The sequence below is a fragment of the Bailinhaonella thermotolerans genome, from assembly GCF_003594875.1.
Lineage (GTDB): Bacteria > Actinomycetota > Actinomycetes > Streptosporangiales > Streptosporangiaceae > Bailinhaonella > Bailinhaonella thermotolerans.
The window spans coordinates 106,802-128,564 of record NZ_QZEY01000005.1 but is presented as its reverse complement, the minus strand read 5'-3'; the positions used below and the strand labels follow the sequence as shown (position 1 = coordinate 128,564).

The following is a 21,763-nucleotide window of genomic DNA, read 5'->3' as shown; positions in this document are numbered from 1 at the left end:
GGCGGCCGTACGGCTCGCGCGAGGCTCAGTCCGTGGGGCGGGCCGCCGAGGTCGCCTCGCGCAGGGTGGCCCAGGCGTCCCCCACCGGGCCCAGGTGGCGGAGCTTGTCGGGATTGTTCACCGTGTGGATGGTCTGGACCCGCCCGTCGCGGATGTCGAGCGTCCAGGTGTTGAGGACCTTGCCGTCCCGGTCCCGGAAGACCGCGCCGGGCCGGCCGTTCACCTGGCGCGGCTCCAGCGTCCCGTCGATCCGGGCGAAGAGCGCGAGGAGGTCGGCGAGCACGCGGCCCACGTTCTCGGCGCCCACGAAGCGCTCGGCCCACCGGGGGGCCCGGCCCCCGCTGTCGCCGACGAGCTGGACGTCGGCGGCCAGCAGCGCGGTCAGCCCGTCGACGTCCCCGTCCCGGAAGGCGTCCAGGAACCGCCCGGCCAGCTCGTCCCGCTCGGCCCGGCCGGCCTCGAAGCGGGGCCGCCCGGCGTCCATGTGACGGCGTGCCCGCACCACGAGCTGGCGGACGGCCGCCTCCGAGCGCCCCACGGCCGAGGCGATCTCGGGGAAGCCGAAGTCGAACACCTCCCGCAGCACGAACACCGCCCGCTCCAGCGGGCTGAGCCGTTCCAGCAGCAGCAGCGCCGCCGTGGACAGCGAGTCGGCCAGCTCGGCCGCGCGCGCCGGGTCCGCGTACGGGTCGGCGAGCAGCGGCTCGGGCAGCCACGGCCCGGGGTACTCCTCGCGCCGGACGCGGGCCGAGCGCAGCACGTCGATCGAGATCCGGGTCACGGTCGCCGACAGGAACGCCTTGGCCGAGCGGGGCTCGGTCGCGGTGGCCTGGTACCGCAGCCAGGTCTCCTGGACCGCGTCCTCGGCCTCGCTCACACTCCCCAGGATCCGGTAGGCGATCGCGAACAGCAGCGATCGCAGTTCCTGGAACTCGCCGGCACGGCTCGCGCCGGCTTCGGGCGCCCCCTCGGCGGCCATCGTCTTCCTCCCCGTCCAGACCTCGTCCCCGCCACTCCGGCGACGAGCGCGAACCCCGTTCAACCGTGAACACCGCCCGCCGCCGCGATCATCCGTACGGCTTCACCAGGGGAGCGGGCCGTCCTCGGCGAAGAACCCGGCGGTGGGGCCGCCCGGGCCGAGGGTGGCCAGGCGGACGATGACCGCGGCGCCCTCGGCGGGGGTGAGGAACCCGTTGTGGTCGTTGATGTCGGTGTCGACGTAGCCGGGCGCGGCGGCGTTGACGAGGATCCCGTCCTCGCGCAGCTCGTTGGCGTACTGCACGGTCAGGGCGTTGAGGACGGCCTTGGACGGCGTGTAGGCGGCCGAGGGCAGCAGGGCCGAGAAGGGGCCGTCCGGGTCGCTGGTCAGGGTCAGCGAGGCCGCGTGGCTGCTGACGTTGACGATGCGCGCCGCCGGCGACCGGCGCAGCAGCGGCAGCATGGCGTTGGTCAGCGCGATCACCCCGAAGACGTTGGTCTCGAACACCGCCCGGACCATGTCCAGCGGCACGGCGCTGGGGATCTGGTCGGTGGCCTTCTCGGGCGAGACCCGCCCGGAGCCGGTGATGCCCGCGTTGTTGACCAGCACGTCGAGGCGGCCGAAGCGCTCCTCGACCGTCGCGGCCGCCGCTCGGACGGTGTCCTCGGCGGTGACGTCCAGGGTGATCGCGTGCGCGTCGTGGCCCGCCGCGCGCAGCTCCCGGGCGGCCTCCTCGCCGCGCCCGGCGTCCCTCGCGCCGACCAGCACCGTCATGCCCAGCGCGCCCAGCCGCTCGGCGACCGCCCGCCCGATCCCCTTGTTCGCCCCGCTGACCAGTGCGACCCTCTGCTGCGCGGTCCGCTCTTCCATCTCCGGCTCCTCATCGTCAGGACGGTTCGCTCAGAACCCGTCGTCAGTGCCCGAGACGAGACAGCCCCGCCCCCTGTGACACGAGAACCGGAAGAATCCCAAGAAATCTCCGCCGCCCCCGTACGGCGGGCGGGGCTACGCGCCGGCGAGGGTGGGTCGCGGAGCTCGGCGGGGGGTCGCGGGGCGTCTTTCCCCGGGCGCGGCGCGGCTCCCCGCCGGCGACTGATCCGCGCTGTCGTTCCAGGTCGTCATATGGGGGCATTCGGGGCGGGAGCCGTACCATGAGGGGGTGCACGGCCTTCTGCGCTCCGTGTGGGACGAGCCCCGGCCTCCGAGCCCGCCGGGGCCGGGGTGGCGGGATTGGGCGCTCGTGGGGACCCTCGTGCCCGTCACCGTGCTCGAAGGGGTGCTGCGGCCGGACCTTCCCTGGCGGGCCGTCTCGACGGTCGTCGCGGTGGGGCTCGTGCCGACCCTGCTGTGGCGGCGGTCCCGGCCGCTGCTGCTGGTCGCGATCTGCTTCGGCGTCTCGGCCCTGGCCCAGTGGCTGATCGGCCAGCCGCTGGAGATGTACTCCCTGGTGTACCTGCTGCTCCTGCCGTACTCGCTGTTCCGCTGGGGGTCCGGCCGCGAGACGGTGGCGGGGCTGGGGATCATCGTCGCCGCGATCGGCCTGTCGGCCGCCTACCGCGGCACCACCCCCTCCGACCTGGTCGGCTCGGCTGCGGTCGTCTGCGCGTCCTTCGCGCTGGGCTGGGCCTTCCGGTACCGGGCCAAGGCGCGCACCCGCGAGCTCGACCAGATCAAGCTGCTCGAACGCGAACAGCTCGCCCGCGAGCTGCACGACACCGTCGCCCACCACGTCTCGGCGATGGCGATCCGCGCCCAGGCGGGGCTGGCGACCGCGGCGACGCGGCCCGACGCGGCGACCGAGGCGCTCCGCCTGATCGAGGCCGAGGCGGCGCGCGCCCTCGACGAGATGCGCGCCATGGTCCGCGTCCTGCGCCGGAACGAACCCGCCGACCTCGCGCCGGGACGGGGGGTCGCCGACCTGGCGGGGCTCGCGAGCCGGGGCCGGGCGGGGCCGGCTGTCGAGGTCGAGGTCCCCGACGGCCTCGACGGGCTCCCCCCGCAGGTCGGGGCCGCGATCTACCGCATCGCCCAGGAGGCCGTCACCAACGCCCGGCGGCACGCCCGCCACGCCACCCGCATCGAGGTCCGCGTCACCGCCGACGACGACTCCGTCCGCGTGCGCGTCCGCGACGACGGCGAGACCGCCTCGGCCGTGACACCGGGTTACGGGCTCCTCGGCATGATCGAGCGCGCCGGCCTGCTCGGCGGGAGCTGCACGGCGGGCCCGGACCCCGAGCGCGGCTGGACCGTCACCGCCGTCCTCCCCCGGGCCGGGGCGGCGGCGTGAGCGCCCACCACCCGGACGCCGGCACGGCCGGCGAAGGCGGGAGCGCCCACCCGGACGGTACGGCCGGCGGCGGGAGCGTCAGCGTCCTCGTCGCCGACGACCAGGAGATCGTGCGGACCGGGCTCGCGATGATCCTGGACGCCCAGCCGGACATCGAGGTCGTCGGGCAGGCGGCCGACGGGAGGCGGGCCGTCGAGCTCGCGCGGCGGCTGCGACCCGACGTGTGCCTGTTCGACATCCGCATGCCCGGCCTCGACGGCATCGAGGCCACGCGCCGCCTCGCCGGCCCGGACGTCGCCGACCCCCTGGCCGTCGTCGTGATCACCACGTTCGACCTCGACGAATACGTCTACGCCGCGCTCCGGGCGGGCGCGCGGGGCTTCCTGCTCAAGAACGCCGGCTCGGAGCTGCTCTCCCAGGCCGTCCACGCCGCGGCCAGAGGCGACGCGCTCATCGCCCCGAGCGTCACCGCGCGCCTGCTCGGGGCCTTCGCGCACGCCGGTCCCGCCTCCCCGTCGGCGCGCCCCGCCGAGCCGCTCACGGCCAGGGAGGAGGAGATCCTGGCCGCCGTGGCGCGCGGCCGCACCAACGGCGAGATCGCCGACGAGCTGCACATCTCCCTCAGCACCGTGAAGTCCCACATCGCCAGCCTCATGACCAAGCTGGACGCCCGGAACCGGGTCGAGATCGCCATGTGGGCCTACGAGACCAACCGCGTCAGGAGCTGACCGGTTCGGTACGGCGCGCCGCCCCCGGCACGGCGGCCCGCGTGCGGATGAACCACTCCGCCACGGCCAGGTTGATCACCCAGCCGGCGGCGAGGAGCAGCGCCCGGGTCGTCTCGCCGGGCGGGCCGGGGAGCAGGAGCGCCGGGATCTGCGTCAGCGCCTGCGTGCCCGCGCCCAGGCCGATCGCGTAGCCCCGGGCCATCCAGGCGCGGTGCCGCGCGACGTCCCGCCGCCGGATCGCGGCCAGGCCGAGGACGAGGGACAAGGCCATGGCCGAGCCGAACCCGAACCGGAAGACGGCGAGGAGCTCGTCGCCTTCCGGACGCGGGTGGAACCAGGTCAGCCACAGGCCCGAGAGCGCCACGGCGAGCCCGCACGGCACCAGGACCCGCCCGAGGGCGCGGTGCGTACCGGGCGCGCGGCGGCGTATCCCCGGCGCGAACTGGAACGCCCCCGCCACGCCGTACACGATCGCCGTGACGATGTGGAGCACCAGGGACGGGGGCGCGGGCGAGAACCGGGCGTCCGCGGGCAGGACCGCCGCGCCGCCGGCGAGCTCGCTCAGGCGCAGGGCGCCGGCGACGACGGGAACGGCGGTGAGCGCGAGCAACCCGGCGGGAACGAGGATCCCGGCCGCCCGGCGGGGCGCGCGGCGGGCGGGAGGAAGGCGGGCGGGAGGAAGGCGGGGGGCGGGAAGGCGGCGGCTCGGCGGACTCGCGTCGGTCATGCCCCGATCGTCGCGGCCGGGACGGGCGCGGCTCATCGGCGGACCGGCCCGGTTCCGATGGCCCGATCGGCCGGGGAGGGCGTCGTACTTTCGGCCGTAGAACGACCGGCCGGGGCGCGCGCACACTGCCGTACAGCGCCCGAGTCCCCGAACCGATGAGGAGGACGCGATGAAAGCGTTCGTCCTGCGCTCGTACGGTCCGCCCGACGCCCTCGAACTCGCCGACGTCGCCGATCCGGTCCCCGGTGACGACGAGGTCCTCGTCCGGGTCCGCGCCACCTCCGTCCAGCCCTTCGACTGGCACCTCATGCGCGGTCAGCCGTACGTGGCCCGGCTGATGCCGGGGGCGCTCGGGCTGCGCGCGCCGCGGCTGCGCGTCCTGGGCGGCGACGCGGCGGGCGAGGTCGAGGCGGTCGGGAAGGCCGTGACCGCCTTCCGCCCCGGCGACGCGGTGTACGCGATGCCCGGGGGCGGCGGCTTCGCCGAATACGTGCGGGTCCGCGAGAGCGACCTGGCGCCCAAGCCCGCGAACCTGTCGTTCGAGGAGGCGGCGGCGGTGCCGCTGGCCGGCCTCACCGCCCTGCTGGCCGTGCGCGACGCGGGGCGGGTGCGGCCGGGGCAGGCGGTCCTCGTCAACGGGGCGTCGGGCGGGGTGGGCACGTTCGCCGTGCAGCTCGCCAGGGCGTTCGGCGCGGAGGTCACCGGCGTCTGCGGCCCCAGGAACGCCGATCTGGTCCGCTCGCTCGGCGCGGACGAGGTGATCGACTACACGAGAACGGACTTCACGCGACTGGGCCGGCGCTACGACCTGCTGGTGGACATCGCCGGGGGCCACCCCCTGCGCGCCTGCCGCCGGGTCCTGACCCGCGAGGGCGCCTACGTCTTCGTCGGCGGGCCGGGCGGGCGCTGGCTGTCCCCGGTCGGTCACGTGATCGCGACCACCGCGCTCGCGCGGTTCGTGCCGCAGCGGCTCGCGGTGGCCGACGTGCTCGGCGCCCCGGACGCCGGGCGGAACCTGAGGGCGCTGACCGAGCTCATCGAGGACGGCCGCGTCACCCCGGTCATCGACCGCCGTTACCCGTTCGCGGAGATCCCGGCCGCCGTCGCCTACCAGGAACGGGGCCGCGCCCGCGGCAAGGTCGTCGTCACGGTCTGACGCCGCCCTCCGCCGTCCGGCCACGCGGCTCGCCGTACGGCGTGAGCCCGGCCCGGCGGCGGGGTCAGGTGCGGGAGAGGGCGCGCAGGACCTCGAAGGTCTCCTGCTCGTCCTGCTCGGTGCCGTGGTCGCTGAGCTTGACGATGACCGTCCGGGTCGCCGGGTTCACGTAGATGTACTGGCCGTGGATGCCGAGGGCGGAGTAGTCGCCGGTGCCGCCGGCCGGGTGCCACCACTGGGCGGAGTACCCCGAGGTGCCCAGCTTGTGGGGGGCGGGGGTGGCGATGCGGGTGATCCAGGCCGGGGGGATGACCTGGCGGTCGCCCACCCGCCCGTTGTCCAGGACGAGCCGGCCGATGCGGGCGTAGTCCCTGGCGGTGGCGTTGACGCAGCAGTACGCCTTCTCGGTGCCGCCGGTGTCGTCGAGGTTCCAGGTGGCGGGCCGCTCGGCCCCGACGGGCCCCCAGATCCGCTCGGCGAGCAGGTCGGCCAGCGGGCGGCCGGTCACCTTCGTGAGGATGAGCCCCAGGATCTGGGTGTCCACGCTGCGGTAGGTGGCCCTGCTGCCGGGGGTGTAGGCGACCTTCCGGTTGTCCTTGACGAAGCCGGGCAGGTCGCGGGTGAGGTACATGCGGGCGGTGCCGGTGAAGGGCCAGTACGGGTTGTAGTTCTCCCACACGTCCACGCCGGAGGCCATGTCGAGCAGGTCCCGCACGGTGATCCTGTCGTACTCGCCGCCGGTCCTGAACTCGGGCAGCAGGTCGGTCAGCCGGTCGTCCTCGGACAGCTCGCCCCGGCCGATGGCCTGGCCGACGAGCAGGGAGACCAGGGACTTGGCCATCGACCACGACGACAGGCGCGTCCCCGCCGTGATCCCCTCGGCGTACCACTCGTAGCCGATCCGGCCGTCGCGCAGGATGAGGAAGGCGTTGGTGTGGGTGTCGCCGAGGAACCGGGCGAAGGGGATCCGTCCCCCCTTCCACGGGACGGCCGCCGGGACGGGCCGGGGATCCGCGGTGAGCGGTACGGCCCGGGCGGGCGCGGCCACGGGACGCGCGGGGAACAGGTCGCCCCACCGCGACGGCACGGTGGTCTGCACCCGGTAGAGGGTGTGCGGCGGCGGAACGTCCATGATCTCGGTGCCGGCGTAGGCGACGCCGGCCAGGACCACGAGCGCCGTCGGCACGGCGATCAGCGCGCGGCGCGCGACGCGGCGTCCCCGGCCCGCCCTCGCGGCTCCGCCGGATGCCACGGCGGCGGACGCGCCGGGCTCAGCGGCCGGCCCGGACGCGGCGGCCGGGCCGGGCTCAGCGGGTGCGCCGGGCTCAGCGGGTGTGCCGGGGCCGGCGGGCGTGCGGGATCCGGGGGGTGTGCCGGGGTCTTCGGGGTCGCCGGGGCCGGAGGAGGGCGCCGGGCGGTCGTGCTGGGAAACCATGATGGGAGGCTCCGTGTGGTGAGGGGATGTGACCGGGACCTGAGGGCCGGATCGGACGCCGTGACCGCCCGTCCCGGGAGTCGTGGGCCTCGCCGCGGCACGAGGCCGGTGGCCGCGACGCGTCAGCCGCCGGACTCGACGGCGGCTGCGACCGAGAGCCAGAGCGCGTGCAGTAGCCCGGTGAGCACCTCGTCCTCGTCCTGGCCGGCCAGGTGCGGCAGGTGCGCGGCGATCGCCGGGTAACGGTCGGCCGGCAGCGTCGCGTAGGCGCCCGCCCACGCCTGCTGGTCGCCCTGGCGCACGTGCGGAGGCAGTACGGCGTAGCCCGCGCGCGTCCCCGCGAACGACAGGACCGCCTCGGCCAGCATCCGCTGGTGCCGGGCGACGGACTCGCCCCGCAGCCCGATCTCCTCCAGCGCGGTCAGCATCATCTCCACCACGGCGAACTCGCCGGGCCCGCGCGTCATCCGGCACGCGACCGCCGTCCCCACGTAGGGGTGCGCCACGTAGACGTCCACCACGCCGCGGGCCAGCGCCTGGAGCCGCTCCCTGGGGCCGAGCCCCGCCGGGACCCGCGCCGCCGCCATCTCCAGCAGCCGGTCCCCGACCGCGAGCAGCAGCGCGTCCCGGTCGGGGAAGTGCCGCCACACCGCCGACCGGTCCGCCCCCAGTTCCTCACCCAGGGCCCGCCCGGTCAGCCCGTCGGGCTCCCCGCGCGCCGCCACCCGCACGGCGGCGTCCACGATCAGTTCCCGCGACAGCCGCTTCCCGCCCACGGACGCCTCCTTAACAACAGTGGTGTCATCGCTGATGACACCACAGATGATGAAACCGGGCAAGAGGGACGCCCGTGGCGAACCGGCCGCCGAGTACGGCGAAGGCCCCGGCGCTCGCCGTACGGCGGCGGCCGGGGCCTCGGGGGAAGGGCCGGAATTTCGGTCGGCGGGGAACCCAGGCGGCGGGGAACCCAGGCGGCGGGGAACCCAGGCGGCGGGGAAGCCGGGCGGTGGGGGAATTCAGGCGGTGGGGGAATTCAGGCGGTGGGGGAATTCAGGCGGTGGGGAAGTCGTGGCGGAGGATGTGGTCCAGGCAGCGCTCGGCCACGGCGGCGATGGTGAGGGCCGGGTTGACCGCGGCGGTGCTGCCGGGCATCAGGGCGCCGTCCAGGCAGTAGAGGCCCCGGTAGCCGTGGAGGCGGCCGTACGGGTCGGTCGCCCGGCCCAGGACGGCGCCGCCCAGCGGGTGGGCCGTGATGGCGTACACCGCGGAGGGGTTGACCACGACGCCGCCGCCGGGGATGTGCCGCGCGGTGCGGGCGGCCAGGCGGCCCGTCTCCCGGCCGGCGGTGGCGTCGCTGCCCGGGGTCCACGCCAGCCGCGCCCGGCCGTTCGCCGCGTCGTGGTGCCAGCGGCCGAGGCGGTCGGGGAGGCCCATGCCGAGGCAGAGCATGGCGCCGGCGTCCACGGGGAGGGGGAGGGGGACGTTCTCGATCGAGGCGGTCGCGTCGGCGTTGCGGGCGATGAAGGCGGGCGGGCCGCCCTGCGGCGCTCCGGTGCCCGCGAGCAGGGTCTTGATCGTGGGCGCCTGGTCGCCGTTGGTGCCCCAGTCGCCGCCGACGTGCTCGTTGAGCCGGGGGAGGGCGCCGGTGTCGCGGGCGGTCACCAGAAGGCGCGGGGTGTGCACCGCCCCAGCGGCCATGACGAGCTTGTCGCAGGTCAGAACGGCGCGCTCCACGACCCGGCCGGCGAGGTCCAGGCGGTCGGCGCTCACGCGGAACGTCCCGTCGCGGTTCGCGGCGATCGCGGTGACGCGGTGCAGCGGCCGGACCTTCGTCCTGCCCGTCGCCTCGGCGCGGGCCAGGTAGGTGCGGTCCATGCTGGTCTTGGCGCCGCTGTCGCAGCCCGTCAGCAGGTAGTCGCCGACGCTTGCCGAGGGCTTGACCCGGCCGTCCAGCTCGGCGCGGATGACGTCGAAGTCGAAGCCGAGGTCCAGGCGCTCGACGTCCAGCCCCGCCGCCCTGGCCGCCTCCCCGAAGAGGCGGTCGGAGCGGTACCGCGTGTGGCGCAGGACGTCGTCGGGGAACGGCGTCGCGCGCATCCGGCGGCGGGCGCGGGGGTAGTAGGTGCGGTCCAGCTCGCCGTAGTCGAGCGAGCCCCCGAACACCCGGTGGAACACCTCGGGCCGGGGCTGCGGCAGCATCCCGGCGTACGACAGGGTGGTGCCGCCGACTCCCGCCGAGCAGAGGATGACCAGGGTGTCGGCGACCAGGACCTCCAGCAGGCCGGGGTACCTCGGCAGCGCGGCGGTCGCGGTCCGGATCAGCGGTGAGAGCAGCGGCAGGTGGTCGAGCGCCTGGACCGGCGGCCTGCCGTCCAGCCACAGCAGCCGGTGGTCGGGCCGGGTGAGCGAGGGGAAGGTGCCCCCGCCGGGCCTGATCGGCCACCGCCGCCCGCGCTCCAGCACCACGTTCTCGATCCCCGCCCGGGCGAACCGGAAGGCCGCGATGCTCCCGCCGACCCCCGACCCGATGATCACCACCCGGTGCCGTTCCTCGCGTACGGCCGCCGCCCGGGCCGGCGCGCCCAGCGGGGCCGTGATCAGCGCGGTCCCGGCGATCGCCGCGAACCGCCTGCGGCTCAGCCCCCCGCCCGCGCCGCCGCCCGCTCCGCCGCCCGCCGCCGCGCATGTCCCGTCGCCCGCCGCCGCACCCGTCCCGCCGCCGCCGGCCGCCGTACCCGTTCCGCCCGCGCAGTCGCCCATGCCGTCCGCCCCAATCCCGATCCCGCGGAGGCGCGCGCCGCCGTACGGGCATCGAGACGCGCCTCGGACACGGTGAGTAAACATTCGATCTCGTGTCGTCACAGCGTGGCATATCGGCGGCCCGGCGTCCCCCGGATTCCGCTACTCTCCGCGTTCGCTCCGCCCTGCCCGGGCCGCGCGGCGTACGCGGCCGTCCTGCGGCGGGGGGTCGGCCGCGGCCCTGGTCAGGCCGATGCGGGTCTCGTCGGCCATGTCCTCGGCCAGGGCCAGGGCCTGGCCGAGGGTGGTGGCGGCCTCGCGGGGCCGGCCCAGGGCGCGGAGGGTCGCGGCCAGGCCGAACAGCGACTGCCACTCCAGCAGCCGGTCGCGCAGGTCGCGGGTGGTGCGCAGGGCCTTGCCGTACAGGACGGCCGCGCGCTCGTGGTCCCCGCGACGGGCGGCGACCTCGGCGGTCACGAGGGTGACGCGGGCCTCGGGCCTGCGGATGCCCTCGGCGAGCGCGGCGGCCCAGGCCAGCGTCGCGTCGGCGAAGTCCACCCGGCCGGTGGTGACGTAGACCTCGGCGATGAGGATGAGCAGCACCGCCTCGGTCGCCCGGTCCCGGCCGGCGATGGCCAGGCGGTGGGCCTCGGCCAGCAGCTCCCGGGCCCGCTCGGCGCGCCCGGCGCGCAGCTCCGCGCGTGCCAGGCTGCCCAGGGCCAGCGCCCGCATCGTGCCTTCGAGGTACGGCAGGGCCGACTCCAGCAGCTCGCCCGCCTCACCGTGACGGCCGGTGAAGACGTGGCACGCGCCGAGCGAGGCCCGCATCAGCGCCGCGCCCGTCTCGTCGCCCGCCTCCTCGCAGGCGCGCAGCCCGATGGTCGCGGTGGCGCGCCAGTCGCCGAGGTAGCCGCGGACCTCGAACAGGCGCACGCCGGTCAGCGCCAGGTCCCAGCAGATCCGGGTCAGGCCGAGGCGGGCGCTGCCGTGCACGGCCGAGACCAGGGCCGTGCGCTCGGCGTCCAGCCACAGGAACGGTTCGGCCAGGAGCGTGGCCGCGTCCTTCGGCGGGAGCCGCCACAGATCCCCGCCGCCGTGCGCGAGGCGGAAGCCGCCGGAGTACTCCCGCAGGTAGGCGTCCTGGGCGAGGCCGAGCAGGCAGCCGTACACCCGTTCCAGCGCGGCGTGCCGCTCCGCGGGCGGGTCGGCGGCGACGAGTTCCTCGGCGAAGAGGCGGACCAGGTCGTGCAGGCGGTAACGGTCCTGGCCGGCCGCGTCGGGGCCGAGCGGCTGCACGAGCTGGGCGTACGCCAGCCGTTCGAGCAGCTCACAGGCGTGACCGAGCGGGACGTCGAGGAGGGCGGCGACGGCCCAGGGGGCGAACCCGGCGCAGGCGTCCAGCAGCCCGAGGCGGCGGAACAGCAGCCGCTCGGCCTCGCCCAGCTCCCGGTAACTGAGCGCGAAGCTGGCGCGCACGTCCAGCTCGCCCGCGCGCAGCTCGTCGAGCCGCCGCCGTTCCTCGGTCAGCCGCGCGGCCAGGGTCGCGGGGGTCCAGCCGGGCCGGGTCGCGAGCCGGGCGGCGGCGATGCGCAGCGCGAGCGGCAGCCCGTCGCACAGCTCGGCCAGCTCCGTCAGCCCCGCGGGAGCCGCCGGGCCCGCGCCCGCCGTGCCGGTGAGGCGGGCCATCAGCGCCGCGGCCTCGTCCACCGGCAGCGTGCCCAGCGCGATCGGCCGCGCGCCCTCGCCCGCCACGAGGTCGGCGAACCCGCGCCGCCCGGTCACCACGACGCAGCAGCCCCCCGACCCCGGCAGCAGCGGCCTGACCTGGGCGGCGGACTCGGCGTCGTCCAGCAGCACCAGCACCTTCCGGTTCCGCAGCATGCTCCGGTACAGCCCGGCGCGCTCCTCGAGACCCTCGGGCACCCGGGCCACGCCGAGCGCGACGAGGAAGCGTTCCAGCACGTCCTCGGGCCGCGACCGGCCCAGCAGGGCGTAGAGCTGCCCGTCGGGGAACCGCCCGGCCACCCGGTGCGCCCAGTGCACGGCCAGCCCGGTCTTCCCCACCCCGCCGACCCCGCTGATCACCGCGAGGTGCAGGGGACCCGGCCCCTCCAGACACGTGTCCAGCGCGGCCAGCTCCCGCGCCCTCCCGGTGAACGCGGACACGTCGGCCGGGAGCTGCGCCGGGCGTATCCGCGCCGACGGCGTCCCCCACTCCCCTGCGGCCCCGCGCGGATCCGGCGGTACGGCCGGCGCGGGGTCCCGCCGGACGCCGTTCCCGGACGCGGCCTGCCCGGACGCGGGGTTCCCAAGCGCGGGGTTCCCAAGCGCGATCCTCCGCGGCGCGGCGTTCCCGGGCGCGCCGGGGGCGGCGTGCCCGGCTTCCCCGGTGGCGCGGTCGTGGAGGATCGCGGTGTGCAGGTCGCGCAGCCGGCGGTCGGGCTCGATGCCCAGCTCCTCGGCCAGGACCGCGTGGCCCTCTCGGTAGACGGCCAGGGCCTCGGCCCGGCGCCCGGCGAGGTGGAGGGCGCGCATCAGCAGCTCCCGCAGCCGTTCCCGCAGCGGGTTGGCCGCGACCAGGGGCGCCAGCTCGTCGGCTGCCCGGTCACCGAGCCCCAGGTCCAGCAGGGCCTCGGCGCGGCGCTCCGCCGCCGACAGCCGCAGCTCGCCCAGCCGCGCGGCCTCGGCGCGCACCGGTTCGACGTCGGGGACGTCCGCGTACGCCGGGCCGCGCCACAGCGCCAGCGCCTCGTCCAGCAGCGCGGCCGTGCGTTCGGGGCCCCGGGCCGCCGCCGCCTCCGCGCACAGCCGCTCGAACCTGCCGGAGTCCAGCTCCCCCTGGCGTACGGTCAGCACGTAGCCGTACGCGCCCCGGGTGAGCCGGTCGCCGCCCAGCGCCTGCCGTACGTGGTGCACGTGCCAGCGGAGGGTGGAGGACCGGGGCGGCGTCGTACCCCACAGCGCCTCGGCCAGGATCTCGTCGGGCACCTCGGTGTTGGCCCTGCTCAGCAGTACGGCCAGCACGGTCCGCCGCTTCCCCGAGGACGGCTCGACCCGGCGTCCTCCCACGGTGAAGGCCAGCCTGCCCAGCACATCGAACTCCACCCGAGCTCCCGTATGTGGATGTCGCTGGCCATGCGGATACAACAGTGCCACAACCGGGACCGATCGCCCACCGACAACGGCGGGTGCCGTCAGTCGTCTTCGGCGACCACCCGGATCGTCTCCAGGGAGGGGTCGGCGGCGTCCGGCACGACCATGCCGGCCTCCACGCCGTCGCCGAGGTAGTCGAGGACGCTCTCGGTCAGGCGTTCGCCCGGCAGGGCGGCGGGGACGCCCGGCGGATACGGGGTGAGCAGCTCGGCGGTGACCCGGCCGGCGGCCTTCTGCCTGGGGACGTGCTCGACCCGGCCGAAGAAGGCGTCGCGGGGCAGCAAGGCCTGGTCCAGCCGCAGTTCGGACGGCGCGGGGATGCGCGGCCGATGGGCCGGCGGCAACTCGCCGGCGCGCCGGCGCAGATCGTGCAACGCGGACAGCAGCCGGCCCGTCGTCTCCTCGTCGTCGGCGTGGGTGATCTGTATCCCGACCCGGCGGTGATCGGAGTGTCCCACGTTGATCCGGTGCTGTTCGCGCAGCCAGTCGGCCACCTGATAGCCGCCCGTCCCCAGCGCGTCGACGTCGAGGAGCAGTTGCAGCGGGTCGGCGTCGAAGGCCAGGCCGTCGCCGCAGAGCTCCGCCCGGCCGTACACCCGCAGTCCGTCGATCTCCCCGATGCGAGCGCGCAGGGTCGCGGCCAGGTCCAGCGCCCGGTCGAACAGCGCGCGGCCGTGCTCGGCCATCTGGCGGCGCCAGCCGTCCAGCGCCGCGTAGATCAGCACGGACGGGCTGGTGGTGCTGAACAGGTCGGCGCGCTGCTTGAGCAGTTCGGGTGCGATGCGGTCGCCCCGGAGATGGAAGACCGAGCTCTGCTCCAGGCCGGAGCCCATCTTGTGGATGCTGGTGACGCACACGTCCGCGCCCGCGTCCATGGCCCAGGTCGGCAGGCCGGGGTGGAAGGGCAGGTGGGCGCCCCAGGCCTCGTCCACGATCAGCGGCTTGCCGCGTTCGTGGCAGACGTCGGCGAGCGCCGCGAGGTCGGCGCAGGTGCCGTACGGCGTGGGGGTGACGACGAGGACGCCCCGCGCGTCGGGGTTCGCGTCGAGGGCCCGGGCGAACGCCTCGGGGGCGGGCGCGTGGGCCAGGTGCAGGCGTTCGTCCCACTGCGGATCCACCCACACCGGGCTGATCCCGGCGAGGATCAGGCCCGCCACGACCGACTTGTGGGCATCCCTGCCGATCACCAGCTTCTCGTGCGGTCCGGCCACGGACAGCATGGCCGCCTTGACCGACAGGGAACTGCCGCAGGTGGAGAAGAACGTGTGATCGGCGCCGACCGCGTCGGCCATGAGCCGCTCGGCCCGCTCCAGCACGCCGCCGGAGGAGGTGCGGTCGTCGAGGCCGCTCACCGCGAGGACGTCGGAGCGGAAGACGTCCGCGCCCAGCACGGCGCTGACGCGGGGATCGACGCCGCGGGCCTGCTTGTGGCCCGGCGGGGTGAACGGCATCTGGCCGCTGTCGTGGTACGCCTTGAGTGCTTCCAGGATCGGTGCAGCCGAATGGTCCATTTGCCGCCTTTGCCCCACTGTTCCGACTGGAAACACGGGCCCCACCGGCCACACCGGCCCCTTCCCTCTCTCATGGGCGCGACGCGCGTACGGCGACCGGGCCCCGCTCGCCGGGAGATCGCCTCGGCCGGGCGCGCCGCCGTACGGCGTGGGCGCCGGCGCCGGGTCGGCCCGTGCGGTATCGGCCGGGCGCCGGGTCGGCGGCGCCGCGTCGGCCGGGCGCCCGGCCGGCGGCGCCGGGTCAGCCGATCCCGTGGAGGAGGGTGCGGACGACGAGGGCGGCGCGGGCGTCGAGGTCGGCGGGCTCGGCGGACTCCAGGGCCTGGTAGAGGAGGGCGTAGTAGACCTGGCGGGCCCAGGTGACGTCCACGTCGGGGCGGATCAGGCCGGCCCGCTGGACCTTGGCGAGGAGCGTGTCGCAGCGGTGGACGATCTCCTCCTGGGCCCGCGCGGCGGGGGAGCCCTCGGGAGCGGGGCGGGTCAGGGCGAAGCGCCAGCCGAGCTTGACCGCGAGCACGTTCGCGGTGATCTGGTGGAGGGCCACCTCGGGCGGCGCGGTCTCGGGCCGGCCGGCCTCGATGGCCTCCCGCACCTGGCCCAGCGCGGCCAGCGTCATGGCCTCCAGCAGCGCTTCCCGGCTGGCGAAGCGCCGGTGGATCGTGGTGCGGTTGACCCCCGCCTCCTCGGCGATCCGCTCCATGGACGCGGCGGGGTCCTGGGCGAGGACGCGCTCGGCGGCCTCCAGGATCGCGCGCACGGTGCGCTCGGCGTCGGCCCGCAGCGGTCGTCCCACCTTCGTCGTCACGGCATCTCCTTCTCTGTCCCCGTAGATGCTACATCCAGTCGCCCTTCTCACGATTATTCGCAACAAGACTGTTGCGGTTAGCGAAATTAGTGCTACTTTCGTGGTGCCGAACGAGCGATGAGTGAGGGGTTGTCATGGATCTGCGACTCAACGGGAAGACCGTCCTGATCACCGGTGCGAGCCGGGGCATCGGCCTGGCGGTGGCGCGGCGGCTGGCCGCCGAGGGGATGCGCGTGGCGGGAGCCGCCCGCACGATCACCCCGGAACTGGAGGAGGTCGCGGACGTCGCCATCGCGGCCGACCTGGCGACCCCGGACGGGGCCCGGGCACTCGTGGACGCGGCGCTGGCCGCACTGGGCGGCATCGACGTGCTGGTCAACAACGTGGGCGGCGGCGACGTCGGCGCCGAGGCGATCGGCGGCTTCCTCTCGGTGAGCGACGAGGTGTGGGAGGGGTCCTTCGCGGTGAACTTCTTCAGCGCCGTCCGGGTGGCCCGCGCGGCCCTGCCCGGCCTCGTCGAACGGCGCGGCGCGATCGTCAACGTCTCCTCCAACGCCGCCCGCCTCCCGCACGCGGGCCCGGTCCACTACACGACGGCCAAGTCCGCCCTCACCGCGCTGGGCAAGGCCCTCGCCGAGGAGTTCGGCCCGCAGGGCGTGCGCGTGAACACCGTCTCCCCGGGCCCCGTCCGCACCGCCATGTGGGAGTCGGAGGACGGCTACGGCGCCGAGCTGTCCCGCGCCATGAACGTCCCGCGCGAGCACCTGGTGGCCGGCCTCCCCGCGTCGATGGGCATGCTGACCGGCCGCCTCGTCGAGCCCGACGAGGTCGCCGGCCTCGTCGCCGTCCTGGCCTCCCCGGTGTCCGCCAGCGTCGTCGGCGCCGACTACGTCGTGGACGGCGGGGCCATCAAGACCGCCTGAGGCCGTACGGCTCCCGCCCGCCGGGCCGTACCCCGGCGCGGGCCGGCGGCCGGGAGCGGGCGGGGGTCAGCGGCCGGGAGCGGGCGGGGGGCCGCCGGGCGGCCGGGGGCCCGGGACGTGCCACGTCTCGCCGGTGGCGAGCGGTACGTCCCCCGAGCACAGCCGCACGACCGCGTCGGCGACCGCCTCCGCGCCGCCGTACGGCCCCGCGGCCACGGTGTTGACCAGGACGGCGGAGGCGGCGGGGTCCCGCGCGGCGGCGCGCGTCAGCGCGATCACGGGGGCGTGCGGGCCGGTGCTCAGGTTGACGACGCGGCCGCCGGGGCGCAGCGCGGGGATCTGGTACGTCATGGCCAGGGACGTCTCCCGCGCCGGGGCGTGGTTGACCGCCGCGTCGAGCCGGCCGAAGGCCCCGAGCGTCTGCTCGACCAGCCGCCGCAGCGACGCCGGGCCCGTGGCGTCCATCGGGACCGTGACCGCGTGGCCCCCGGCCGCGTTGATGGCGGCGGCCAGCGCGGCCAGGGCCCGGCCGTCGCGGGCGGCGAGGACCAGGCTGGCCCCGGCCGCGCCCAGCGCGCGCGACACCGCCGCCCCCAGGCCGGGACCGGCCCCGGTGACGATGGCGATGCGGCCGAGCAGCGCTGCGCGCGTCATGGGAGTCCGTCCTCGATCTCTTTCGCGGGCTTCCGGTGACGCGGCCCACGCTAGGAGAGGCGGGTTCCCGGCCGTATCGGCGAAATCGCCGGTCTCGGGGGGTTTTGAGGATTTTGTCGGAAGTCGCCGAGGGTTCCTATGCTCGACCCGTGCTGGGAAGAGACGGCGAGACCGAGCTGCTCGAATCGGTGCTGCGGAACGCCGTCGAGGGGCGCGGCGGCGGGGTGCTGCTGCAGGGGGAGCCGGGGATCGGCAAGACCGCCCTGCTGTCCCACGTGGAGGAGCGGGCCGGCGCCTTCCAGGTGCTGCGCGCCGTCGGCGTCGCGCCGGAGTCCGACCTCGCCTACGCGACGTTGCACCAGCTCCTCCTGCCCGCGCTCGACCGGATCGACGATCTGCCCGGCCCGCAGGCGCGCGCCCTGCGCATCCTGTTCGGGCGCGCGGACGGGGCCCCGCCCGACCCGTTCCTGGTGGCGCTGTCCACCCTGTCGCTGCTGTCCCTGCTGGCCGCCGAGCGGCCGGTGCTGTGCGTCCTCGACGACGCGCACTGGGCGGACCGGCCCACGCTGAAGACGCTGGCGTTCGTCGCCCGCCGCCTGGCCGACGAGCCGGTCGCGCTGGCGCTGGCGGCGCGGGCCGACGAGGGCCACGCCGCGGACCTGCCCGACCTGCGCCGCGTCCCGCTCATGGGCCTGGACAGGGACGCGGCCGAGGCGCTGATCGCCGAACGCCTCGGCGGGCGGCGCCCCGCCGACGCCGAACGGGACCGGCTGCTGGCCGCCACCGGCGGGAATCCGCTGGCCCTGATCGAGCTGGCCGGCCGGGAACTGCCGCCGGAGGGCACTCCGGAGCCGCCGGCGATGACCGACGAACTACAGCGGTCGTTCCTGGCCAAGGTCCACGCGCGGCACGCCGGATCGCTGCCGCTGCTCCAACTGATCGCCGCGAACGGCTCGGGCGGCGTCGACGTCATCGAGCGGGCGGCCGCCTCGCTGCGGGTGGACACCGGCCCGCTGCACCGCGCCGAGCTGGACGAACTCCTCACCCACGACGGGGCCAGGCTGGTGTTCCGGCACCCCCTGATCCGGTCCGCGCTCTACCACAGCGTCACGGCCGAGCGCCGCGCCGCGATCCACCGCGCCCTCGCCGGCGCCTTCGACGACCCTTCCGACCAGCACCGCCGCGCCTGGCACCTCGGGCAGGCCGCCACGGGACCCGACGAGCGGGCCGCCGAGGAGCTCGAACGCTCGGCCGAGCAGGCCGCGCTGCGCGGCGGCCCGGCCGCGGCCATGGCCGCGCTGTCCAGGGCGGCCGAGCTCACCGCGGACGGCCCCCGCCGGGGCCGCCGGCTGTGGACGGCCGCGCACGCCGCCGCCCACGGCGGGTTCACCGCGACGGCCGTGGACCTGCTCGACCGCGCCGAGCGCGAGCCCCGCCTGGCCGAGGAGGACCGCATCGCCCTGGCGGTGATGCGCGCCGTCGTGGCCGTGTTCGCCGGCTCGCCCGGGGAGGCGCTGGAGTTCATCGCGCCGTGGGTTCCGCGCGCCCTGCGGCTCGACCGGCGCCGCTTCACCCCCACCATCGCGATGTACGGCGACCTCGGCACCCGCGCCAACCGGCCCGAGGTGTGGTCGGATCTCGCCGCCTGGCTGGAGGAGGCCCCGCTCGCGGCCGACGATCCGGGCGACGCGGTGCTGCTGCTCCTGCGCGACGCCTGCCGCGCCCGCGCCGGGGTGGCCCCCGCTCAGGCCGTACGGCACGGCGCGGCGCTGGAGTCGCTCACGGACCCGATCACGATGACCCTGGCCGGGGCCGTCGCCAGGGGGCTCGGCGACCACGAGCTGAGCCGGCGGCTGTACCGCGCCGCCGAGCGGATCGCGCGCGGCGGCGGGTCGCTCGGCGCGCTGGCGTGGAACCTGGAGTACCAGGCCGCCGACGAGATCGGGCGGGGCAGGCTCGGGCTCGCCGAGGCGTGCGCCGAGGAGGGCTACCAGTTCGCCGTGGAGGTCGGCCAGCTCAGCACGGCCTGCCGCAACCGGGGCCTGCTGGCGCTGTGCGCGGCCGTCCGGGGCCGCCCCGGCGCGGGCGAGCTGGCCGCCGGGGTGCTGGCCGAGGCCGGCGAGCGCGGGCTGCCCGACGCGACGACCTACGCGCGGCGGGCGCTGGGCCTGGCCGAGCTGGGCGCCGGCCGGTACGGCGAGGCCGTGCGGCACTTCGAGGCGGCCGGCGAGTGGGACACCGACGAGCCCGCGAGCCTGGTCATGGGAGTCGTCCCCGACCTGGTCGAAGCCCTGGTCCGCGTCGGCGAGCACGAACGCGCGGCCGCCGCCACCGCCCGCTACGTCCGGTGGGCCCGGCACACCGTCTCACCCGAGCTGGGCGCGCTCGCGGCGCGCTGCCGGGCGCTGGTCGCCGGCGACGGCGACGCCGACGCCCTCTTCGCGGAGAGCCTGCGGCTGCACGCCGCGGCCGACGCCCCGCTGGAGCACGCCAGGACCGAACTGCTGCTCGGCGAGCGGCTGCGGCGGGACCGCAGGCGTTCGCCGGCCCGGCGGCACCTGCGCGGCGCGGCCGAGACCTTCCACCGCATCGGCGCGCTCCCCTTCGCGGACCGCGCGCTGGGCGAGCTGCGCGCCACCGGGGAGTCGGCGGGGGCCCCGGAGACCGGGGTGCTGAGCACGCTCACCCCGCAGGAGCTGCGCATCGCGCTGGCCGTCGGGCAGGGGCTGACCAACCGCGAGATCGCCGCCCAGCTCTTCCTCAGCCCGCGGACCGTGGACTACCACCTGCGCAAGGTCTTCCAGAAGGCCGCCATCACCTCGCGGGCCGAGCTCATGCGCCTGGTCCTCGCCGAACGCCCCGCCTGAGACCCCGCCCACCTGAGACCCGCCCGCGTGAGACCCGCCCGCCTGAGACCCGCCCGCCTGGCGCTTCGCCGCGTTCGCCGCCCTGAGCGGCGAGACCGGCGAGTTCACTGATTCGGCGGTCCGCCGGTCCTTCCTAGCGTTGTCGGCGTCAGCCACCCCACCTCGGCGAAGGACGCTCTCATGTCATCCCCGGATATCGCCGCCGGCCAGCGCGCCGGTCTCCGGCAGTGGGCAGGCCTGGCGGTGCTGGTCCTGCCCGCCATGTTGCTGTTCATGATGCTCACGGTCCTGTTCCTGGCCATCCCCCAACTGGCCGCGGAGCTGCGGCCGACCAGCACCCAGACGTTGTGGATCATCGACATCTACGGCTTCCTGATGGCCGGCCTGCTCGTCACCATGGGCACGCTCGGGGACAGGATCGGCCATCGCCGCCTGCTCATCGCGGGAGCGGCCGTCTTCGCCGCCGTGTCGGTGGTCGCGGCGTTCACCTCCGACCCGGTCCTGATGATCGTCTGGCGCGCCGTGCTCGGCGTCGCCGCCGCCACCCAGATGCCCGCCACCCTCGGACTGATCTTCTCCACGTTCGCCGACCCGCGGCAGCGCGGCATCGCGGTCGGCGTCTGGTCGGGCGCCATCTCCGTCGGCACCGGCCTCGGCCCGGTCATCGGCGGCGCGCTGCTGGAGGCGTTCTCCTGGCGCGCGGCCTTCCTGATCGCGGTGCCCGTCATGGTCGTCGTGGCGATCGGCGCCCCGCTGCTGCTGCCCAACCCCCGCAACCCCGCCGCCGGTCGCGTGGACGTGTTCAGCGTGCTGCTGTCGCTGGCCACGCTGCTGCCGATCGTCTACGGCGTCAAGGAGCTCGCCCGCCCGGACTCGCTGCTCCCGGCCCTGGCCGGCATCGTGGCCGGTCTGGTGTTCGGCGCGTGGTTCGTGCTGCGGCAACTGCGCCTGCCCGAGCCGCTGCTGGACGTCCGGCTGTTCGCCAACCGCACGGTCAGCGGCGCGCTCGGCGTCTTCCTGCTGGCGGCGACCGCGCTCGGCGGGGTGTACCTGCTCTTCACGCAGTACCTGCAGCTCGTCGAGGGGCTCTCCCCGCTCAAGGCCGGGCTGTGGGTGCTGCCAGGGGCCGCCCTGCTGGTGGTCGTCTCCACCCTCTCGCCCGCGCTCGTACGGCGCGTGCGCCCCGGTCACCTGATCGCGGCCGGGCTGGCCGTACAGGTGATCGGGTACCTGATGCTCACCCAGGTCGACGCCGCCGGCGGGCTGCCGCTGCTGGTCGCGGGCTTCATGGTGCTCTACCCGGCCGTCGCGCCGTCGATGGCGCTGACCACGAACCTGGTCGTCGGCTCGGTGCCGCCGCAGAAGGCGGGCGCGGCCTCCGGGCTGGCCACCACCTGCAGCGACCTGGGCATCTCGCTCGGCATCGCCGTCATCGGCAGCATCGCCGCCGCCGTCTACCGCGCCCAGGCCGCGACCGGGATCCCCGACGGGCTGCCGCCGGGGGCCGCCGCGGCCGGCCGCGAGAGCCTGGACGGCGCGGTCTCGGCCGCGCGGGGCCTGTCGCCCGACGTGGCCGGCTCCCTGCTCGCCCCGGCCCGGGAGGCCTTCACCGGCGGGCTGAACATCGCCGCCGTCACCGCCGCGGTCATCGCCCTCGCGGCGGTGGTCCTGGCGGTCGCCACCCTCCGCCACGTCCCGGCGACCGGCCGAGCCCCCGGGTCCGGCCCGTCCGCCGGCTGACGGAGCCTCCACCCGGCCGGGGCCGCGGCCCACGCCCGCCGCCCCGGCCGGGTCCAGGA

Annotated in this window: 16 protein-coding genes; 6 read left to right on the top strand and 10 right to left on the bottom strand. The window is 76.0% G+C overall.

The window, feature by feature from the left end; genetic code table 11:
• Nucleotides 1-25 precede the first annotated feature (25 nt).
• Together D5H75_RS15930 and D5H75_RS15925 are read right to left on the bottom strand one after the other, a co-directional pair.
• Complete coding sequence (locus D5H75_RS15930) at nt 26-979, bottom strand: RNA polymerase sigma-70 factor (RefSeq protein ID WP_119927250.1); 954 nt, start codon at nt 977-979, stop codon at nt 26-28.
• Between the two features lie 102 nt (nt 980-1,081).
• Complete coding sequence (locus D5H75_RS15925; RefSeq protein ID WP_119927249.1) at nt 1,082-1,849, bottom strand: SDR family oxidoreductase; 768 nt, start codon at nt 1,847-1,849, stop codon at nt 1,082-1,084.
• 289 nt (nt 1,850-2,138) lie between these two features.
• On the opposite strand from D5H75_RS15925, the gene D5H75_RS15920 reads away from it, so the two are divergent.
• Both D5H75_RS15920 and D5H75_RS15915 read left to right on the top strand, forming a co-directional pair.
• Complete coding sequence (locus D5H75_RS15920; protein ID WP_119927248.1) at nt 2,139-3,266, top strand: sensor histidine kinase; 1,128 nt, start codon at nt 2,139-2,141, stop codon at nt 3,264-3,266.
• Nucleotides 3,263-3,994 carry a response regulator gene (locus tag D5H75_RS15915; protein WP_277949946.1) on the top strand — a complete coding sequence of 244 codons (732 nt, stop codon included), beginning with the start codon at nt 3,263-3,265 and terminating at the stop codon, nt 3,992-3,994. Before D5H75_RS15920 ends, D5H75_RS15915 begins: the two co-directional genes overlap by 4 nt.
• On the opposite strand, the gene D5H75_RS44135 is transcribed toward D5H75_RS15915, so the two are convergent.
• The gene (locus D5H75_RS44135) at nt 3,984-4,721 is read right to left on the bottom strand and encodes a DUF2306 domain-containing protein (RefSeq protein WP_119927247.1); all 738 of its coding nucleotides are present in this window, start codon (nt 4,719-4,721) and stop codon (nt 3,984-3,986) included. The two genes, D5H75_RS15915 and D5H75_RS44135, sit on opposite strands and share 11 nt — an antisense overlap.
• A 169-nt stretch (nt 4,722-4,890) precedes the next feature.
• Here D5H75_RS44135 and D5H75_RS15905 point away from each other — a divergent pair, with 169 nt between their 5' ends.
• Nucleotides 4,891-5,877, top strand: coding sequence for an NAD(P)-dependent alcohol dehydrogenase (locus D5H75_RS15905; protein ID WP_119927246.1), 987 nt, complete (start codon nt 4,891-4,893; stop codon nt 5,875-5,877).
• 64 nt (nt 5,878-5,941) lie between these two features.
• Here D5H75_RS15905 and D5H75_RS15900 read toward each other — a convergent pair whose 3' ends face one another.
• From D5H75_RS15900 to D5H75_RS15865, 6 genes are all read right to left on the bottom strand, one after another.
• Complete coding sequence (locus tag D5H75_RS15900) at nt 5,942-7,129, bottom strand: serine hydrolase domain-containing protein (RefSeq protein ID WP_242454314.1); 1,188 nt, start codon at nt 7,127-7,129, stop codon at nt 5,942-5,944.
• A gap of 305 nt (nt 7,130-7,434) precedes the next feature.
• Nucleotides 7,435-8,088 (bottom strand): TetR/AcrR family transcriptional regulator, encoded by a 654-nt coding sequence (locus tag D5H75_RS15895; RefSeq protein WP_147425170.1) that lies wholly within the window; start codon nt 8,086-8,088, stop codon nt 7,435-7,437.
• 274 nt (nt 8,089-8,362) lie between these two features.
• Complete coding sequence (locus D5H75_RS15890) at nt 8,363-10,072, bottom strand: GMC oxidoreductase (RefSeq protein WP_147425169.1); 1,710 nt, start codon at nt 10,070-10,072, stop codon at nt 8,363-8,365.
• A gap of 141 nt (nt 10,073-10,213) precedes the next feature.
• Nucleotides 10,214-13,156, bottom strand: coding sequence for an AfsR/SARP family transcriptional regulator (locus tag D5H75_RS40885; RefSeq protein WP_202638204.1), 2,943 nt, complete (start codon nt 13,154-13,156; stop codon nt 10,214-10,216).
• Nucleotides 13,157-13,245: 89 nt separating this feature from the next.
• Complete coding sequence (locus D5H75_RS15870; RefSeq protein ID WP_119927243.1) at nt 13,246-14,715, bottom strand: aminotransferase class I/II-fold pyridoxal phosphate-dependent enzyme; 1,470 nt, start codon at nt 14,713-14,715, stop codon at nt 13,246-13,248.
• Between the two features lie 241 nt (nt 14,716-14,956).
• Nucleotides 14,957-15,520: a TetR/AcrR family transcriptional regulator gene (locus D5H75_RS15865; protein WP_202638203.1), complete on the bottom strand. Its 564-nt coding sequence runs from the start codon at nt 15,518-15,520 to the stop codon at nt 14,957-14,959.
• Between the two features lie 134 nt (nt 15,521-15,654).
• Between D5H75_RS15865 and D5H75_RS15860 the strand changes: the two genes are divergently transcribed.
• Nucleotides 15,655-16,443, top strand: a complete 789-nt coding sequence (locus D5H75_RS15860; protein WP_119927242.1) for an SDR family oxidoreductase — start codon at nt 15,655-15,657, stop codon at nt 16,441-16,443.
• A 66-nt stretch (nt 16,444-16,509) separates the two neighbouring features.
• On the opposite strand, the gene D5H75_RS15855 is transcribed toward D5H75_RS15860, so the two are convergent.
• Nucleotides 16,510-17,097 (bottom strand): SDR family NAD(P)-dependent oxidoreductase, encoded by a 588-nt coding sequence (locus D5H75_RS15855; RefSeq protein WP_119927241.1) that lies wholly within the window; start codon nt 17,095-17,097, stop codon nt 16,510-16,512.
• Nucleotides 17,098-17,246: 149 nt separating this feature from the next.
• Here D5H75_RS15855 and D5H75_RS15850 point away from each other — a divergent pair, with 149 nt between their 5' ends.
• Together D5H75_RS15850 and D5H75_RS15845 are read left to right on the top strand one after the other, a co-directional pair.
• Entirely contained in the window at nt 17,247-19,964 is a 2,718-nt protein-coding gene (locus tag D5H75_RS15850) for a helix-turn-helix transcriptional regulator (protein WP_147425167.1), read from the top strand.
• Between the two features lie 180 nt (nt 19,965-20,144).
• Nucleotides 20,145-21,704: an MFS transporter gene (locus D5H75_RS15845; RefSeq protein ID WP_119927239.1), complete on the top strand. Its 1,560-nt coding sequence runs from the start codon at nt 20,145-20,147 to the stop codon at nt 21,702-21,704.
• Nucleotides 21,705-21,763 lie beyond the last annotated feature (59 nt).

What these genes read in the sequence shown, in the direction of transcription:
- D5H75_RS15905 (WP_119927246.1), top strand. Translation starts at nt 4,891, where the DNA reads ATGAAAGCGTTCGTCCTGCGCTCGTACGGTCCGCCCGACGCCCTCGAA.
- D5H75_RS15925 (WP_119927249.1), bottom strand. Translation starts at nt 1,849, where the DNA reads ATGGAAGAGCGGACCGCGCAGCAGAGGGTCGCACTGGTCAGCGGGGCG.
- D5H75_RS15930 (WP_119927250.1), bottom strand. Translation starts at nt 979, where the DNA reads ATGGCCGCCGAGGGGGCGCCCGAAGCCGGCGCGAGCCGTGCCGGCGAG.
- D5H75_RS15860 (WP_119927242.1), top strand. Translation starts at nt 15,655, where the DNA reads ATGGATCTGCGACTCAACGGGAAGACCGTCCTGATCACCGGTGCGAGC.
- D5H75_RS15855 (WP_119927241.1), bottom strand. Translation starts at nt 17,097, where the DNA reads ATGACGCGCGCAGCGCTGCTCGGCCGCATCGCCATCGTCACCGGGGCC.
- D5H75_RS44135 (WP_119927247.1), bottom strand. Translation starts at nt 4,721, where the DNA reads ATGACCGACGCGAGTCCGCCGAGCCGCCGCCTTCCCGCCCCCCGCCTT.
- D5H75_RS15870 (WP_119927243.1), bottom strand. Translation starts at nt 14,715, where the DNA reads ATGGACCATTCGGCTGCACCGATCCTGGAAGCACTCAAGGCGTACCAC.
- D5H75_RS15890 (WP_147425169.1), bottom strand. Translation starts at nt 10,072, where the DNA reads ATGGGCGACTGCGCGGGCGGAACGGGTACGGCGGCCGGCGGCGGCGGG.
- D5H75_RS15845 (WP_119927239.1), top strand. Translation starts at nt 20,145, where the DNA reads ATGTCATCCCCGGATATCGCCGCCGGCCAGCGCGCCGGTCTCCGGCAG.